A 17104-nucleotide genomic window follows, 5' to 3' on the forward strand; every position below is an offset into this window, starting at 1 on the left:
GAGCTATAGGACGCTCACCGCTGCTGGGGGTGTCGGCGCAGGTCAGAGGCGGGTCACCGGGATTCTGGACGGCTCGGTCGGCGCCGTGCCGGATATGTACACGCGCCCGCTGGACGCGTACGCGTACATACGGGCGCGGCCGGAGGGATCGTCGGGTGATCCCTCCGGCCGCGCCCGGTGATGATGCCGTCGGTCACTCGCCCGCCGGGGCGCCCGAGCCCACCGGGACCTCCATGAGGACGGTGCGCCGGGGGTTGGCGGTCTGGGCGGGGAGGTCGACGGGGTGCTCCGGCAGCTCGGGCGTGTGCAGCTCGCCGGCGTCCTTCAGGTGCGCCAGGGTCGTGCGTCGCGGATTGGCTATCTTGCGGAACATCATCGTCGTCTTCACCGTTGTCGTCCTGTGCCCTCTGGTGGAGTGGGTTGGCAGAGTCGCCCGTCTTGTAAAGCGTCAGGCTAAACATCCGATTCCCCGACGAAGTCGCCAAGTGTCACCGAGAAGTGTGTGAGTTTGCTCACCAACTCATGGGCAAACCGGTCAATTCCGGCCGTCAACCGGTCCTAACGAAACGGACATTGGGCCCCTGAAGCCACCATTCCGCTCCTGATCATGGCGACTGGGACACCTGACACCCACCGGCAACTCGCCGATGTATGCCCGTTTTCGACCGAATATGACTCAACGGCTGGTAACCCACCCCTCACAGGTTGTCACAGAGGTCACAGCTCGGCCCGCCGCCCTTGTTGGAGATCCTGCACTGTGCTGGAATTCCACGGACCGCCGCGGGATCGAGCCGGCGCACAGGGGGCGCGACACAGCGCCGAGTGGCGGCGAGACAGGGGGAAGCCAGCGCCGGTCACTCAAGACCACCCGGGGGGCGTATTCAGGGCGCTCCCCACAACGCCGACACCGTGTCCCTCCGTTCATCCGGAGGGGCGCCTGGTCCAGAGGTTGCGACGCTAGTGCAGGGACGTTTCAAGAGGGATGGCAGCGCTTCGGCGGAGCCGGAGCCGCACGGCGGGACCGACCGCGGTTCGACGCCCCAGCACGCCCAGGGTCCGGGCCCGGCCCCGGCCAAGGACGGCGGCGGACGGCCCGGCGCCCCCGCCCTGTCGGCCCCCGCGAAGACGGCTCCCTCCGGCTCCCCCACGCCGACGGTGAAGCCCGCCCCGGGCGGTCCCGCCGGCCCCGGTTCCCGGCTGGCCCTGCGCAACTGGCGCATCTCCACCCGCCTGGTGTCGCTGCTCGCGCTCCCCGTGGTGGCGGCCACCTCGCTGGGCGCCCTGCGAATCAACGAGAGCCTGAACGACATCCAGCAGCTCGACAACATGAAGCTGCTGACGGAGATGACCAAGCAGGCCACCGAGCTGGCCGCGGCGCTCCAGGAGGAACGCGACCAGTCCGCCGGCCCGCTGGCGCACGGCGGTCTGACCTCGAGCGACTACCAGATCAAGGCCTACCAGCAGAAGACCGACCGGGCCCGCGACGACTTCCTGGACGACTCCGAGAAGATCGACGCGGCGAGCAAGGACGGCAAGCTCCAGGGCGTGCGTGACGCGCTCGTCGGCCTCGCCAACCAGCTGGACGACCTGGCCAAGATCCGCCAGAAGGCGTACGGGTCGAAGCAGAACGCCTCCCAGACGATCGAGTCCTACCACCGGCTCATCACCCAGCTGATCGGCCTGTCCCAGGACATGGCCGAGGCGTCCAGCAACCCGGAGATGATCTCCCGTACCCGTGCCCTGGCGGCCTTCTCCACCGCCAAGGAGTACGCCTCCGTGCAGCGGGCCATGATCGCCGCCGCGCTGCCGGCGACCCCCGCGACCAAGGGCGACCTCTCCGAGAACGACCGCCTCTACGGCCAGTCGGCGTACGAGAGCGAGAACTCCGAGCTGGCGATCTTCCGGAAGATCTACGCCGACCAGAACGCCGAGGAGCTGCTGAAGCCGATCGACGAGGGCAACCCGACGATCGAGGCGGCCGACACCTACGCCAAGCGCTCCTTCGAGTCCCCCGACGGCCTCCAGCAGCTGCCGGCGCGCTCCTACAAGGACTGGGTGGACGACAGCTCGACCAAGATCGAGCAGATGAAGAAGATCGAGCACACGCTCCTGGAGGAGATGGAGCAGAAGGCCCGCGAGCTGAAGAGCGCCACCGAGCGCGACGCCATCTTCTCCGGTGTGCTGATCCTGCTCGTGCTCGGCGTCTCGCTGGTGGGCGCGTTCGTCGTGGCCCGCTCCATGATCCGCTCGCTGCGCCGGCTCCAGGAGACCGCGACCAAGGTCGCCCAGGACCGCCTGCCCGAGCTGGTCAAGCAGCTCTCCGAGTCCGACCCGCAGGACGTGGACACCTCCGTGGAGTCGGTCGGTGTGCACTCCCGGGACGAGATCGGCCAGGTGGCCGCGGCCTTCGACGACGTGCACCGCGAGGCGGTCCGCCTCGCCGCCGAGCAGGCCCTGCTGCGGGGCAACGTCAACGCGATGTTCACCAACCTCTCGCGCCGCTCCCAGGGTCTGATCCAGCGCCAGCTGTCGCTGATCTCCGAGCTGGAGTCCCGCGAGGCCGACCCGGACCAGCTGTCCTCGCTGTTCAAGCTGGACCACCTCGCCACCCGTATGCGCCGTAACGGCGAGAACCTCCTCGTGCTCGCCGGTGAGGAGCCGGGCCGTCGCTGGACCCGCCCGGTCCCGCTGGTCGACGTGCTGCGTGCCGCCGCGTCCGAGGTGGAGCAGTACGAGCGCATCGAGCTGGCCGCCGTCCCCACCACCCAGGTCGCCGGCCGGGTCGTCAACGACCTCGTGCACCTGCTCGCCGAGCTGCTGGAGAACGCGACCTCGTTCTCCTCGCCGCAGACCAAGGTCAAGGTCACCGGTCACGCGCTGCCCGACGGCCGCGTCCTGATCGAGATCCACGACACCGGTATCGGCCTGTCCCCCGAGGACCTCGCGGCGATCAACGAGCGGCTCGCCTCGCCGCCCACCGTGGACGTGTCGGTGTCCCGCCGCATGGGTCTGTTCGTGGTCGGCCGGCTCTCGCAGCGGCACGGCATCCGCATCCAGCTGCGCCCGTCCGACTCCGGTGGTACGACCGCGCTGGTCATGCTGCCGGTGGACGTCGCCCAGGGCGACAGGAAGCCGGTCCCGGGCAAGCCCGGCGCGCCCGTGTCCTCCGGTGGCCCCGCCGCCGCGCAGGCCGCCGCCGGTGCGGCCGCGGCCAGGCGGCAGACCGGGAACGCCGGTGCCGGCCCGGCCGGTGGCGGTCTGCTCGGCGGCGGTCCCGGCCCGCGCGGCCAGGCCGGACCCGGCCAGGGCCCCCGGGCCGCACTGCCCGACCCGGCCCAGGGCGGCCGTCCCGGTGCGCCGGGCGGAGCGCGCGGACCGCAGGGCGGTCCCGGTGCCGCACCGCAGCAGGGCGGCCGGGTGCCGGCCGGTTCCGGCGCGGGTGGCCGCGGCGGTCAGGCGCCCGGTGCGCCGCAGGGCCTGCAGACCGCCCACCCGAACGGTCCGCAGCAGGACCTGTTCGGCGGTGGCGGCAAGGGCAGCGGTGGCGGCAGTGGAAGCCGTGGCGGCCGTGGCCGCAAGCGGTCCGACGGCCCGGCGGACCAGGGGCGCCGGCCCCAGCTGCCGCCGCGCGGCGGCCCGCGGGCCGAACTGCCCGGCGGCGAGCCGCAGTCCCGCACCCCGGGCTGGGCCGACCAGGGCCCGCTGTCCCGTGCCGCGCTGGACACCCCGCGCGGCCACGACGAGCAGGACCCGGCGCGGACCGCGCACATGCCGCGCGTGGACGACCGGCAGGGTCCGGGCTCCACCGCGGAGATGCCCCGCGTCGACGACCGGGGTCCGGCCGCGACGGGCGGGTTCCAGCGCCCGGAGCTGCCCGACGCGGGCGACTCCGCCCAGCACACGGGCCAGTACGCCCGCCCGGACGGCCTCCAGCAGGCGGACCCGTTCGCGCAGCCTGGCGACGGCCGGCAGACCGGCGGCTTCCCGCAGCCGGACAACGCCCAGCAGACGGGCCAGTTCCCGCAGCTCGACAACACGCAGCAGACGGGCCAGTTCCCGCAGCTCGACAACGGCCGGCAGACCGGCGGCTTCCCGCAGTTGGACGACGTCCAGCAGACCGGCGGCTTCCCGCAGCTCGACAACGCCCGGCAGCCCGCCCCCTTCGACGCTCCCGGTGCCCGGCAGGACACCGGTTCGTTCGCCCGCTCCGACGTGTTCGGCGCGCCGGGCTCCGGCCGGCCGGACAACGGCGGCCGGCACCCGGGCCAGTTCCCGGCGCCGCAGGCCCCGCAGGCGTACGACGGCGGTTACGACGCCGGCTCCACCGGACAGCACGCCCTCCCCGGCCGGCCGGACTCCGGCCACACCGGGCAGTTCGAGCGTCCGCGGCCGGCCGGCCACGACGACTTCGGCGCGCCGCGCCCGGAGGCCCCGCAGCAGCGTCCGGCCCGCCAGGAGCCGGAGGCCCTGCCGCCGGCCAGTGGTCCGGGAGACGGTCGTACCCCGCTGTTCGACACGCTGGAGACCAACTGGTTCCAGCAGCAGGAGAACGAGCCGGCGCCGCAGCAGACGCAGCCGCAGTCGCAGTCGCCCGCGTCCGCTCCGCAGCGGTCCGGGTCGAACACCGGCTCCTGGCGCACCTCGCCGAACGACGAACTCGTCCGGCAGGCCGAGCGCGTACGGCAGCCCGCCGCGGGCGGGGTCACCACCTCCGGCCTGCCGCGCCGCGTGCCCCGGGCGAACCTCGTGCCCGGCACCGCCCAGCAGCAACAGCACCAAAGCGGTCCGCAGGTCTCGCGTGCGCCCGATGACGTACGCGGCCGGCTGACCAATCTCCGTCGGGGCATCGCTCAGGGCCGTCAGGCCGGCAGCGGCCAGACCGGCAGCTTCCCGAGCCCCACTCACCAGCAGGAGCGTTAGTTGAGTCCGATGAGCCAGGCGGCACAGAACCTGAACTGGTTGATCACCAACTTCGTGGACAACACCCCCGGGGTGTCCCACACGGTGGTGGTCTCCGCCGACGGCCTTCTGCTGGCGATGTCCGAAGGCTTCCCGAGAGACCGCGCCGACCAGCTCGCGGCCGTCGCCTCCGGGCTGACCTCGCTGACGGCCGGGGCGTCCCGGATCTTCGAGGGCGGCACCGTGGCACAGACGGTCGTCGAGATGGAGCGCGGGTTCCTCTTCCTGATGTCCATCTCGGACGGGTCGTCCCTCGCGGTGCTGGCCCACCCCGAGGCGGACATCGGCCTCGTCGGCTACGAGATGGCGCTGCTCGTGGACCGCGCGGGTGCGGTACTCACCCCGGACCTGCGCGCCGAACTCCAGGGCAGTCTGCTCCACTGACCTGCCCCGGCACCACCCACCTCACGAAAACACCGTCCGGCCGCCACAATCCCCCCACCGGCCCCGTCAGACGGCTTGACTGACCGACTTGCTGTCCCGCCCGGAGGATTCATGACCCCGCCCACCGCCCATCATGATCCGTACGCGGAGCCGTACGGGGACGAGGGCGACCAGCCGCTGGTGAGGCCCTACGCCATGACCGGCGGCCGGACCCGGCCCCGCTACCAGCTCGCCATCGAGGCGCTGATCAGCACCACGGCCGACCCGGCCGTGATCATGGGGCTGCTCCCGGAGCACCAGCGCATCTGCCACCTGTGCCGCGAGGTCAAGTCGGTCGCGGAGGTGTCGGCGCTGCTGAACATGCCGCTCGGCGTGGCCCGCATCCTGGTGGCCGACCTCGCCGAGGCCGGCATGGTCGCCATCCACCAGCCTGGTGGCGACGAGAACAACGGCGGCGCTCCGGATGTGACGCTGCTCGAAAGGGTGCTCAGTGGACTTCGCAAGCTCTGACGCGGGCCGGGCCACCACTTCCGCGAAGATCGTGGTGGCGGGCGGCTTCGGCGTGGGCAAGACCACGTTCGTCGGCGCCGTCTCGGAGATCAACCCGCTGCGCACAGAGGCCGTCATGACGTCCGCGTCCGCCGGCATCGACGACCTCACCCACACCGGGGACAAGACCACCACCACGGTGGCCATGGACTTCGGCCGCATCACCCTGGACCAGGACCTCATCCTCTACCTGTTCGGCACCCCCGGACAGGACCGCTTCTGGTTCATGTGGGACGACCTCGTCCGCGGCGCCATCGGCGCCATCGTCCTCGTCGACACCCGCCGCCTCGCCGACTGCTTCCCCGCCGTCGACTACTTCGAGAACTCGGGCCTCCCCTTCGTCATCGCCCTCAACGGCTTCGACGGACAACAGCCCTACACCCCCGACGAAGTACGCGAAGCACTCCAGATCGGCCCCGACACCCCCATCATCACCACCGACGCCCGCCACCGCGCCGACGCCAAGAGCGCCCTCATCACCCTCGTCGAACACGCCCTCATGGCCCGCTTGAAGTAACACCCAAGTACGACGGGGAATACGGCAGTTGTCGTAAAGGTTTCGGAGCCGGCTGTGGCCTTTGACACGGTCGGCTCCGGTGTTCATAACAGTTCGGCAGAGGAATCGCCGGGCATCACCACGCGACGCGTTCGAACGGTACCGCTGCGCGCACGAACCTCCCGCCTTTTGGCAAGGCTCGCTCTTTATGACCGTTTTATCTGGCGTTTACAACCGCTCCATCACAGGGTCCCGCTGTTTGGAATCGCGCTGGTCCACGTGCTGGAATGCCTGAACTGCCCAATGGTCCAAGACGTACCCCGTAGTGGTCTGTGGTGAACCGGGCTCTGAGAGACTGCGGCACGACGTAGGTGCCGACCGCCGAGAGGTTGTTGGTCGAGTGAGGCGAAGCAAGAACGGTCCCGAGCCGTCGGCGCGGGGCAACTTCACCCCGCCGCCGCGCGCTGCGGCACCCGCCCCCGTTCCCGGCGCGGAGCCGGCGGCGGCTCCGGCGTCCGGCGGCCGTCTCTCCCCGCGGAACTGGCGCGTGCCGACCCGGCTGAACGCGATCCTGCTCATACCCGTGATGGTCGGCCTCGTCATGGGCGGCTTCCAGGTGAAGAGCTCGATCGACACCTGGCAGGAGGCCCGCGACGCCGAGAACACCGCCCGTCTGGTGCGCGCCGCCCTCTCCTACGCCGACGCCCTGGAGAACGAGCGCGACATCAGCGCCGAGCCGCTGCTGCTGAACAAGAAGGACGCCGAGAGCAAGGCGGCCGTCGACAACGCCCGCAAGGCCACCGACCAGGCCGCCGAGGTGTTCGACGACGCCGCGGAGAGCGCCCCGGACACGTCGGGCATCAAGCGCCGGCTGACGCTGTTCCACGAGGCCGAGCCCCAGCTGGCACGGCTGCGGCAGGCCGCCTTCACCTCCCGGATGACCGGCGTGAAGACCGAGGAAGGCTACGTCGAGGTCATCCACCCGCTGATGGAGTTCGCCAACGAACTCGGTCTGGGCACCGGAAACATCACCTCCTACGGCCGTACCGTCTACGCCATGTCGCTGACCAAGGCGGCACTGTCGCTGGAGCGGTCGATCGGCACGCACCTGCTGGTCAAGCCCGGCCCGGACGCCCCGAACCTGGCCTCCCAGCAGATCTCCCTGTCCTCGTACGCCTACCTGGAGCGCATCGCGCTGGAGGAGTACAAGGGCGGTGGCACCGAGGCCGACGCGCAGAAGCTGGAAGACGCCAAGGGGAAGATCGAGGCGGACGCCGCCGCGCTGGCCCGCAAGGCCAAGGCCGAGGACCCGAAGTACGTCGCCCCGCCGTCGGACCCGACCGACATGGTCACGGCGCTGGCCACCATGAAGGACACCAGCCCGCTCACCCGTGCGGGGCTGGCCGCCAAGGGCATCACCACCGACAACTGGTGGGCGGTCAACACGCTGAAGTACAAGGCCTACCGCCAGATCGAGGCGGACATGGCCGACAAGGCGGTGAGCGAGGCGTCCGGCATCGCCGACGACGCCAAGACCTCCGCGCTGATCACCGGCGCCGTCGTCGTCATCGGTCTGCTGGCCGCGTTCATCCTGGCCGGCATGGTGGCCCGCCAGATGAGCCGCTCGATGCGCCGGCTGCGCAACGCCGCCTTCGGGATCGCCGAGCAGCGGCTGCCGATGCTGGTCGACCAGCTCTCCCGCACCGACCCCGGCCGGGTCGACACCCGGGTCGAGCCGATCCCGATCACCAGCAAGGACGAGATCGGCGAGGTCGCCCGCGCCTTCGACCAGGTGCACCGCGAGGCGGTCCGGCTCGCCTCCGAGCAGGCGCTGCTGCGGGGCAACATCAACGCGATCTTCACCAACCTCTCGCGCCGCAACCAGTCGCTGATCGAGGGCCAGTTGACCCTGATCACCGACCTGGAGAACAACGAGGCCGACCCCGACCAGCTGGAGAACCTCTTCAAGCTGGACCACCTGGCCACCCGTATGCGCCGCAACGGCGAGAACCTGCTGGTCCTCGCCGGCGAGGAGCCCGGCCGCCGCTGGGACCAGCCGGTGCCGCTGATCGACGTGCTGCGCGCCGCCTCCTCCGAGGTGGAGCAGTACGAGCGCATCGAGCTGTCCGGCGTGCCGGAGGCCGAGATCCACGGCCGCGCGGTCACCGACCTCGTGCACCTGCTCGCCGAGCTGCTGGAGAACGCCACCACGTTCTCCTCCCCGCAGACCAAGGTCCGCGTCACCGCGACCCGGCTGCCCGACGGCCGCGTGATGATCGAGATCCACGACAAGGGCATCGGTCTGACCGCCGAGGACTTCGCGGACATCAACCACAAGCTGGCCAACCCGCCGACCGTGGACGCCGCGATCTCCCAGCGCATGGGCCTGTTCGTGGTCGGCCGGCTGTCCGACCGGCACGGCATCCGGGTCCAGCTGCGCCCCTCGGGCGAGCAGGCCGGTACGACGTCCCTGGTCATGCTGCCGGACGCGATCACGCACGGCGGTGGCGGCGAAGCCCCGCTGGAGCGCGAGGAGTTCACCGTCTCGCAGATCATCCCGGAGCAGCAGTTCCAGGGTGCGGACACCGGCGGGCAGCAGCAGCCCCTGCGCACCGCCGCCGAGCTGGGCTTCGACGACAGCCAGTACACCGAGGGCCCCGACGGCGCCCGCGGCCTGGACCCCATCGGCCGCACCCGGATGCGCGAGGAGCGCCGCGCCGCGCTGGAAGGCCGGCAGGGCCAGCAGCACGCCGAGCCGCAGCACGAGACCGCCGGGTACCAGGACCCGTTCACCGGCGGGCAGCAGGCCTACCGGGAACAGCCGCAGCAGGCGTACCAGGAGCAGCGGCAGGCGTACGACGCGCAGCAGCCCCAGCAGGCGTTCGACGCACCGGCGTACGAGGACCAGCACACCGGCCAGCACGCCGCGTCGTACGAGGACCAGCACACCGGCCAGCACGCCTCCGCGTACGAGGACCAGCACACCGGCTCGTACCAGGAGCAGCACTCCGGGTCGTACGAGCGGCCGTACGAGCAGGCGTACGACGAGCAGTACTACGCGCCGACCGGTGAGGTGCCGCGGCCCGAGGGCTTCTCCGCCGACGGCGGTTACCCTGAGTCCGGGACGCCGTACGCGGAGCCCGCCCAGCAGCCGTCCTACCAGGACGACTGGCCGCAGCAGGACGGTTACCAGAACGGCTATCCGGCCCAGTACGCTCCGGAAACGGAAACCCCGTCGGCCGCTGACGCGGATGAGCGGAACGGCGTAGGCTTCGACCGTCCGGGTACGGCCTCTCCCGCCGCGCACGAGCTGACCGACGCCGGGCTGCCCCGCCGTGGCTCCGCCGCGAGCGGTTCTGGCGCCGGCTCCCCGAACGCGAACGGCACGGCGCGCGTGCGGCAGGAAGCGGCGTCCCCGGCACCGGGGAACTCCCAGGGCACGGGCGGCGACAGCGGCTGGCGATCGGCGAACGACGAGCGGTGGCAGCAGGCCGCGCAGCTCAGGAAGCCCAAGGCAGGCGGGGTCACCGCCTCCGGTCTGCCGCGGCGGGTGCCCAAGGCCAATCTGGTCGAGGGTTCCGCCGAATCCACCCCCCAGGGAGGCCCACAGGTCTCCCGCGCCCCGGAGGACGTCCGGGGCAGGCTGAGCAACCTGCGTCGGGGCGTCCAGCGCGGGCGCAGCGCAGGCAGTGATACGAACGGCCAGGGCTTCGGTCCTGACAGCACCTACAACCAGGAGCGTTAGTGTGAGCCCGATGAGCCAGGCGGCACAGAACCTGAACTGGTTGATCACCAACTTCGTGGACAACACCCCGGGGGTGTCCCACACGGTGGTGGTCTCCGCCGACGGACTCCTTCTGGCGATGTCCGAAGGCTTCCCCCGCGACCGCGCCGACCAGCTCGCGGCCGTCGCCTCCGGTCTGACCTCGCTGACCGCCGGTGCCTCACGCATCTTCGAGGGCGGCAACGTGAACCAGACGGTTGTGGAGATGGAGCGAGGATTCCTCTTCATCATGTCCATCTCCGACGGCTCGTCCCTCGCGGTACTGGCCCACCCGGAGGCGGACATCGGCCTCATCGGGTACGAGATGGCCCTTCTGGTGGACCGCGCGGGCACGGTTCTGACCCCGGATCTCCGCGCGGAGCTCCAGGGAAGCCTTCTCAACTAGTAATCGGACGATGCGTATACGTGTCCCGGGGCCGTAAGGTTTCGGGACGCGGCTTCCACAGGGATGGGTGCCCCGCGCAGTTCGGAGGAGGAGAAAGTGGCAACACCCCCAGGCGATTCGTCTTCGGGCAACTGGTCGTACGGCCCTGCCCAGGGTCAGCACGACGGCTCGGCGAACCCGTACAACTTCCCCTCCGCCCCCAGCCGGCCCTACACCCCGCAGGGTCCCGGTCCCTACAACCAGCCGCCGTACGACCAGCCGCAGGCGCCGCGCATCCAGCCGGTCCAGCCGCAGCGCCGTCCCGAGCCGGCCCCGGCCGCGGCGTCGAACAACCCCCTGGTGCGTCCGTACGCCATGACCGGCGGCCGGACCCGCCCGCGCTACCAGCTCGCCATCGAGGCACTGGTGCACACCACCGCTGCTCCGCACCAGATGCAGGGCCAGCTGCCCGAGCATCAGCGGATCTGCAACCTGTGCCGGGAGATCAAGTCGGTGGCCGAGATCTCGGCCCTGCTGACGATCCCCCTCGGCGTGGCCAGGATCCTCGTCGCCGACTTGGCGGAGGCGGGCCTGGTCGCCATCCATCAGCCCGGCGGCGACGAGAACGCCGGTGGCCAGCCAGACGTGACACTGCTCGAAAGGGTGCTCAGTGGACTTCGCAAGCTCTAGCGGCGGTCCTTCCCGCTCCACCACCTCCGCGAAGATCGTGGTGGCGGGCGGCTTCGGCGTGGGCAAGACCACGTTCGTCGGCGCCGTCTCGGAGATCAACCCGCTGCGCACAGAGGCCGTCATGACGTCCGCGTCCGCCGGCATCGACGACCTCACCCACACCGGGGACAAGACCACCACCACGGTGGCCATGGACTTCGGCCGCATCACCCTGGACCAGGACCTCATCCTCTACCTGTTCGGCACCCCCGGACAGGACCGCTTCTGGTTCATGTGGGACGACCTCGTCCGCGGCGCCATCGGCGCCATCGTCCTCGTCGACACCCGCCGCCTCGCCGACTGCTTCCCCGCCGTCGACTACTTCGAGAACTCGGGCCTCCCCTTCGTCATCGCCCTCAACGGCTTCGACGGACAACAGCCCTACACCCCCGACGAAGTACGCGAAGCACTCCAGATCGGCCCCGACACCCCCATCATCACCACCGACGCCCGCCACCGCGCCGACGCCAAGAGCGCCCTCATCACCCTCGTCGAACACGCCCTCATGGCGCGGCTGCGGTAACCCGCCCCGCGGGCAACCGACGCGGGCTCCTGTCACTCTTCTAGGAGGACAGGAGCCTTTGTCGTGGTACGTACGGGTGGGTCCGGGATGCATGTGATCGAGGTCGACGGCTGGAGCGCGCTGCTGTGGGCGGCGCTGCTGCTGGTGCCGAGCGCGCTGGTGTCCTCGGCGCTGCTGTTCCCGCTGCGGGCGCGGCTGCGCAGCCCGCTGCTCCTCGGCTGGCTGACCACGTTCCTGACCGCCGTCCTGCTGCCGCTGTGGACCCCGGGCCTGCGCCTGACCTCCCTGTGGCCGGCGGCCTGCGTGGCCACGCTGTCCCTGCCGCTGGAACCGTGGCTGCGAAAGCGGGACGAGAACCGGCGCGACGGGTGACAATGCCCTCGACCGGGTGTGTCGAGGGGGCGGGAAGTGAGCGCTGAGGCGGCGGCGTTACGGCTGGGCACGACCGTGGCGAAGGCCGCGGCACAGATGTGGCTGGGCGGCAGACGCCGGGAGCAGGAACGCCATCTGGACATGGCCGGGCTGATCCGGCTGCGGGTGTCCGGGTTGCGCTTCCAGCGGGGTGTGCACCGGCAGTTCGAGGAGATCGCGGACGCGGTGTACGACCGGCTGGCCCCGTACCTGGAACGGGAGTTCCGCGGCCTGGACGACGGCGCCCGGCAGGCCGTGCTCGACGGGGTGTGCGACACGTTCGAGGCGGCCGACCTCTCCGACGAGGCGGTGCTCGCGGCGGACGTGAACCCGGCGGAGATCGTCCGCCGGATCACCGGGACGGTACGGCCGCCCGTCGGCCTCGCGGAGGCCGAAAGCCGCCTGTACGAGCTGCTGTTCACCGAGTGCGTCGAATACTACGTACGCATCGTGCGCGGACTTCCGGTCTTCGAGGAACGCGCGCTGACCGAACTCCTGGGCCGTACGACGTCGTTGGGCGCGGAGATCGCCCGGGTCCTGGAACGGCTGCCCGACCGCTCCCTGTTCGCGCCGGAGGGCACGGACCGGGACGGCGACTTCCGGCGCCGGTACCTGGAGCTGGTCAGCACCACCCTGGACGAGATGGAGCTGTACCGGCGCACGTCCGACCGGGCGGGCGCGCGGGTACGGCTGTCGGTGGCGTACGTGAGCCTGCGGGCCACGGGTGACGACGGCAACCGGCGCCGCCCGGCCCGCTCCCTGCCGATGCTGCGGCCCGACATGAGCGACTGGGAGGAGCCCGGCACCGAGAGCGCCGGCATGCGGGTGGAGGCCGCGCTCGGCGGGGCCACCCGGGTGCTGGTGCGGGGCGAGGCGGGCTCGGGCAAGACGACGCTGTTGCGCTGGCTGGCGATCACGGCCGCGCGGGGCGCGTTCACCGGGGAACTCGCGGACTGGAACGGCCTGACACCGGTGTTCGTGAAGCTGCGCGAGTACAGCGGGCGGGAGCTGCCGAAGCCGGAGGCGATGCTGGACTCGGTGGCCGGGCAGATCACCGGAGTCATGCCGAAGGCGTGGGTGGAACGGCAGTTGGCGGAGGGCAAGGCCCTGTTGCTGATCGACGGCGTGGACGAGCTGCTGGACGGCGAGCGGCGCGCGGTACGGGACTGGCTGCGGGGCCTGCTGACCGCGTACAAGTCGGTGCGGGTCGTCGTCACCTCCCGCCCCGCCGCCGCCCGCGCGGACTGGCTGCGCCGCGAGCGGTTCACCGCGCTCCACCTGGACCGCATGACCCCGCCCGACCTCGCGGCCTTCGTCCGGCAGTGGCACCAGGCGGTACGCGAACTGGACGACGACCTGCCCTGCGCGGCGGACGAACTCCCCCACTACGAACAGTCCTTGCTGACCAGCCTGAAGGACCGGCCGCACCTGCAGTCGCTCGCCGGTACGCCGCTGCTGGCGGCGATGCTGTGCGCGATGCATCTCGACCGGGGCAGCCGACTGCCCCGGGACCGGATGGAACTGTACCGCGACGCGCTGCACACGCTGGTCCACGAGCGGGACGCGGACCGGAACGTGCCGAGCGCGGTGGACGGCCGGCTGAGCCTGAACGACAAGCTGGTGCTGTTGCGGGACCTGGCGTGGCGGCTGTCCGACAACAACCGCAGCGAGATCGGTCTCGAGCAGGCGGCCGTGCACGTCGGCCGGAAACTGCGGGGCATGCGGCACCTGGACGAGCAGGACGGCGCGCGGGTCCTTCAGCAGCTCCGCGACCGCGCGGGCATCCTCCGCTCCCCCACCGAGGGCCGCGTCGACTTCGTCCACCGGACCTTCCAGGAGTACCTGGCCGCGGAGGAGGCGGCGGAGGAGGACCGCGTCGGCAACCTGGTGGAGCGGGCCCACTTGGACCTGTGGCGCGAGACGATCATCATGACAGCGGGCCACGCGAACCGGCCGCAGCGGGAGGAGTTGCTGGGCGGCATCCTGGACCGGGCGGAGGCGGAACCCCGGTACGCCCGGAAGCTACGGCTGCTGGCGGCGGCCTGTCAGGAGACGGTACCGGAGGTCTCCGAGGAGCTGGCGAACCGGTTGGAGGAGGCGGTGTCGGCGTTGCTGCCGCCGCGCCGGCCTACGGACCCGCCGGCACTGGCCGCGGTGGGACCGAGTCTGTTGCGGAAAATGCCCCGCTCACTGGAGGAGCTGACCCCGAAGGCGGCGGCCCAGACGGTGCGGACCGTGGCGATGATCGGCGGCGAGGCGGCGTTGGGGTTGCTGGAGGGGTACACGGAGGACCGGCGGCGGGAGGTGGTCTCCGCGCTCATCGAGGCGTGGGCGTACTTCGATGCGGATACTTACGCAGATCGGGTGATGAACGGGCTGGTGCTGGACCAGCACTCGGTGATGCTGACGCACTCGGCTCAGTTGCGGGCAGCGGTGCGGCTCCCGTCGCTGACCAGGTTGTGGGTCAGGTACGCGCTCCAGGACCTGTCTGTCATCCCCGAGTTTCCATCACTCGAGTGGCTCACGTGCTCCGAGATCAACACAGCCGATCTGTCTGCGGTGACACGCTTCCCCAAGCTCACACTCCTGCAATTGATTGGTTCCGGGTCGTTTCGGCATCTGGAGGCACTGGCGGACCTGCCCGAACTGCGTGTCCTGCACTTGCCGCTCTCGGTCCCGGACGACCTCCCCGGCCTCCCGAACCTCCACCAGCTGGGCTTCTCGGGGGTCACGGCGGAAACACGACTGGACTTTCTGGCCCCGTACAACGGCATCGAGTATCTGTACCTGGTCGGTGATCCGGGCGGCCGAATCCCCGAACTCGCCCCTCTGTCCATGCTGCCCCGCCTACACCACCTGGCGCTGTACAACTTCGACATCCGGGACCTGCCCCCGCAGCACTTCGCCGACCTGCTCCCAGGCGTCGAAGTCACCGTCCGCTGAACCACCACAACCCCGCCCTCCCAAAAGGAGCAGCGGGGCCGTGGTCAAGCGATGCGCGGCGTTCAGTGCCAGCTGTGCGGTGCCCGGAAGCCGGGCTCGCGCTCCAGGCGGCGCCAGCCCGCACGCGCGCGGACTCGGTGGGTCGAGGCCGGGAGTGGCTGGGCGGCGGCTCGGGCGAGGAGGAGGGCGGTGAGCGCGGCGACCTCCTCGGGCTCGGCGTGACCCTTTTCGACGCGGATGTCAGGAGTACTCATGGGTGTCGGTCTCCGTGAGGGTTACTGCGGCGGGTTGCCGTGCTTGCGGGAGGGCAGGTCGGCGTGCTTGGTGTGCAGCATCGCGAGCGACTTGATCAGCACCTCGCGGGTCTCGGCGGGGTCGATGACGTCGTCCACGAGGCCGCGCTCGGCCGCGTAGTACGGGTGCATCAGCTCGGCCTTGTACTCCTTGACCATCTTCTGCCGCATGGCCTCGGGGTCCTGCGCGGAGGCGATCTGCCGGCGGAAGATGACGTTGGCCGCGCCCTCCGCGCCCATCACGGCGATCTCGTTGGTCGGCCAGGCGTAGGTGAGGTCGGCGCCGATCGACTGGGAGTCCATGACGATGTAGGCACCTCCGTACGCCTTGCGCAGGATGAGCGAGATCCGCGGCACGGTCGCGTTGCAGTAGGCGTACAGCAGCTTCGCGCCGTGGCGGATGATGCCGCCGTGTTCCTGGTCGACGCCGGGGAGGAAGCCGGGGACGTCGAGGAGGGTGACGATGGGGATGTTGAAGGCGTCACACATCTGGACGAAGCGCGCGGCCTTTTCACTGGCCTCGATGTCCAGGACGCCCGCGAGGACCTGGGGCTGGTTGGCGATGATGCCGACGACCTGGCCGTCCAGGCGGCCGAGGGCGCAGATGATGTTGCGCGCCCAGCGCTCGTGGACTTCCAGGTACTCGCCGTCGTCGACGATCTCCTCGATGACCTTGGCCATGTCGTAGGGCCGGTTGCCGTCGGCCGGGACCAGGTCGAGGAGGACGTCCGAGCGGCGGTCGACCGGGTCGGTGGACTCGACGCGCGGGGGGTTCTCGCGGTTGTTCTGCGGGAGCAGCGACAGGAGGTAGCGCACCTCGGCGATGCACGTCTCCTCGTCGTCGTAGGCGAAGTGGCACACGCCGGAGGTCTCGGCGTGCACGTCGGCGCCGCCCAGGCCGTTCTGGGTGATCTCCTCGCCGGTGACGGCCTTGACCACGTCCGGGCCGGTGATGAACATCTGCGAGGTCTCGCGGACCATGAAGACGAAGTCCGTCAGGGCCGGGGAGTACGCGGCGCCGCCCGCGCACGGGCCGAGCATCACCGAGATCTGCGGGATGACACCGCTGGCCTTGGTGTTGCGCTGGAAGATGCCGCCGTAGCCGGCGAGGGCGGAGACGCCCTCCTGGATACGGGCGCCGGCGCCGTCGTTCAGGGAGACCAGCGGCGCTCCGGCCGCGATGGCCATGTCCATGATCTTGTGGATCTTGGTGGCGTGGGCCTCGCCCAACGCGCCGCCGAAGATCCGGAAGTCGTGGGCGTAGACGAAGACCGTACGGCCCTCCACCGTGCCCCAGCCGGTGATGACACCGTCGGTGTACGGCTTCTTCGTCTCCAGGCCGAAACCGGTCGCCCGGTGCCGGCGCAGCTGCTCGACCTCCTGGAAGGACCCGGGGTCGAGGAGCAGATCGATCCGCTCCCGCGCCGTCAGCTTGCCCTTGGCGTGCTGCGCCTCGGTCGCCTTCTCACTCGGACCCGCCACGGCCCGCGCACGGATCTCGTGCAGCTCGGCGACCCGTCCGCGGGCATCCGTCGGCTCGCCGGTCGGCTCACCCGTCGTCTCTTCCAAAACGGTCATGTAGTGACCTTACGAAGGACACCAAGAAAAGCGAGCCGTCGACTCTGTACAGTCTCCGGCCCGTTTTCCTGGTACGTGTGAACAGAACCAC

Annotated in this window: 13 protein-coding genes; 10 read left to right on the forward strand and 3 right to left on the reverse strand. The window is 70.7% G+C overall.

What is annotated here, in order from left to right; translation table 11 throughout:
• Positions 1–193: 193 nt before the first annotated feature.
• Positions 194–388, reverse strand: coding sequence for a hypothetical protein (locus Srubr_RS24050; RefSeq protein WP_189997648.1), 195 nt, complete (start codon positions 386–388; stop codon positions 194–196).
• Positions 389–960: 572 nt separating this feature from the next.
• On the opposite strand from Srubr_RS24050, the gene Srubr_RS24055 reads away from it, so the two are divergent.
• From Srubr_RS24055 to Srubr_RS24100, 10 genes are all read left to right on the forward strand, one after another.
• Complete coding sequence (locus tag Srubr_RS24055) at positions 961–4920, forward strand: nitrate- and nitrite sensing domain-containing protein (protein WP_189997649.1); 3960 nt, start codon at positions 961–963, stop codon at positions 4918–4920.
• A gap of 9 nt (positions 4921–4929) precedes the next feature.
• The gene (locus Srubr_RS24060) at positions 4930–5343 is read left to right on the forward strand and encodes a roadblock/LC7 domain-containing protein (protein WP_014675212.1); all 414 of its coding nucleotides are present in this window, start codon (positions 4930–4932) and stop codon (positions 5341–5343) included.
• Positions 5344–5454: 111 nt separating this feature from the next.
• Complete coding sequence (locus Srubr_RS24065; protein WP_189997650.1) at positions 5455–5853, forward strand: DUF742 domain-containing protein; 399 nt, start codon at positions 5455–5457, stop codon at positions 5851–5853.
• Positions 5834–6409 (forward strand): GTP-binding protein, encoded by a 576-nt coding sequence (locus Srubr_RS24070; RefSeq protein ID WP_167513040.1) that lies wholly within the window; start codon positions 5834–5836, stop codon positions 6407–6409. Before Srubr_RS24065 ends, Srubr_RS24070 begins: the two co-directional genes overlap by 20 nt.
• Positions 6410–6788: 379 nt before the next feature.
• A complete protein-coding gene (locus Srubr_RS24075) occupies positions 6789–10133 on the forward strand; it encodes a nitrate- and nitrite sensing domain-containing protein (RefSeq protein ID WP_189999978.1) in 3345 nt (1114 codons plus the stop codon).
• Positions 10134–10143: 10 nt separating this feature from the next.
• Positions 10144–10557, forward strand: coding sequence for a roadblock/LC7 domain-containing protein (locus Srubr_RS24080; protein ID WP_029385896.1), 414 nt, complete (start codon positions 10144–10146; stop codon positions 10555–10557).
• A 96-nt stretch (positions 10558–10653) separates the two neighbouring features.
• Complete coding sequence (locus Srubr_RS24085) at positions 10654–11226, forward strand: DUF742 domain-containing protein (RefSeq protein WP_189999979.1); 573 nt, start codon at positions 10654–10656, stop codon at positions 11224–11226.
• On the forward strand, positions 11207–11788 hold the full coding sequence (locus Srubr_RS24090) for a GTP-binding protein (protein ID WP_014675207.1): 582 nt from the start codon (positions 11207–11209) through the stop codon (positions 11786–11788). Before Srubr_RS24085 ends, Srubr_RS24090 begins: the two co-directional genes overlap by 20 nt.
• An 87-nt stretch (positions 11789–11875) precedes the next feature.
• A complete protein-coding gene (locus Srubr_RS24095) occupies positions 11876–12160 on the forward strand; it encodes a hypothetical protein (protein ID WP_189998321.1) in 285 nt (94 codons plus the stop codon).
• A 36-nt stretch (positions 12161–12196) separates the two neighbouring features.
• Positions 12197–15142 carry an NACHT domain-containing protein gene (locus tag Srubr_RS24100; protein ID WP_229926931.1) on the forward strand — a complete coding sequence of 982 codons (2946 nt, stop codon included), beginning with the start codon at positions 12197–12199 and terminating at the stop codon, positions 15140–15142.
• Positions 15143–15204: 62 nt separating this feature from the next.
• Here the strand turns inward: Srubr_RS24100 and Srubr_RS24105 are convergent, their stop codons facing one another.
• Together Srubr_RS24105 and Srubr_RS24110 are read right to left on the reverse strand one after the other, a co-directional pair.
• Positions 15205–15396 (reverse strand): acyl-CoA carboxylase epsilon subunit, encoded by a 192-nt coding sequence (locus tag Srubr_RS24105; RefSeq protein WP_189998322.1) that lies wholly within the window; start codon positions 15394–15396, stop codon positions 15205–15207.
• A gap of 21 nt (positions 15397–15417) precedes the next feature.
• Positions 15418–17013 carry an acyl-CoA carboxylase subunit beta gene (locus Srubr_RS24110; protein ID WP_189998323.1) on the reverse strand — a complete coding sequence of 532 codons (1596 nt, stop codon included), beginning with the start codon at positions 17011–17013 and terminating at the stop codon, positions 15418–15420.
• Positions 17014–17104 lie beyond the last annotated feature (91 nt).

This window comes from Streptomyces rubradiris (assembly GCF_016860525.1).
GTDB classification, from domain to species: Bacteria; Actinomycetota; Actinomycetes; order Streptomycetales; family Streptomycetaceae; genus Streptomyces; species Streptomyces rubradiris.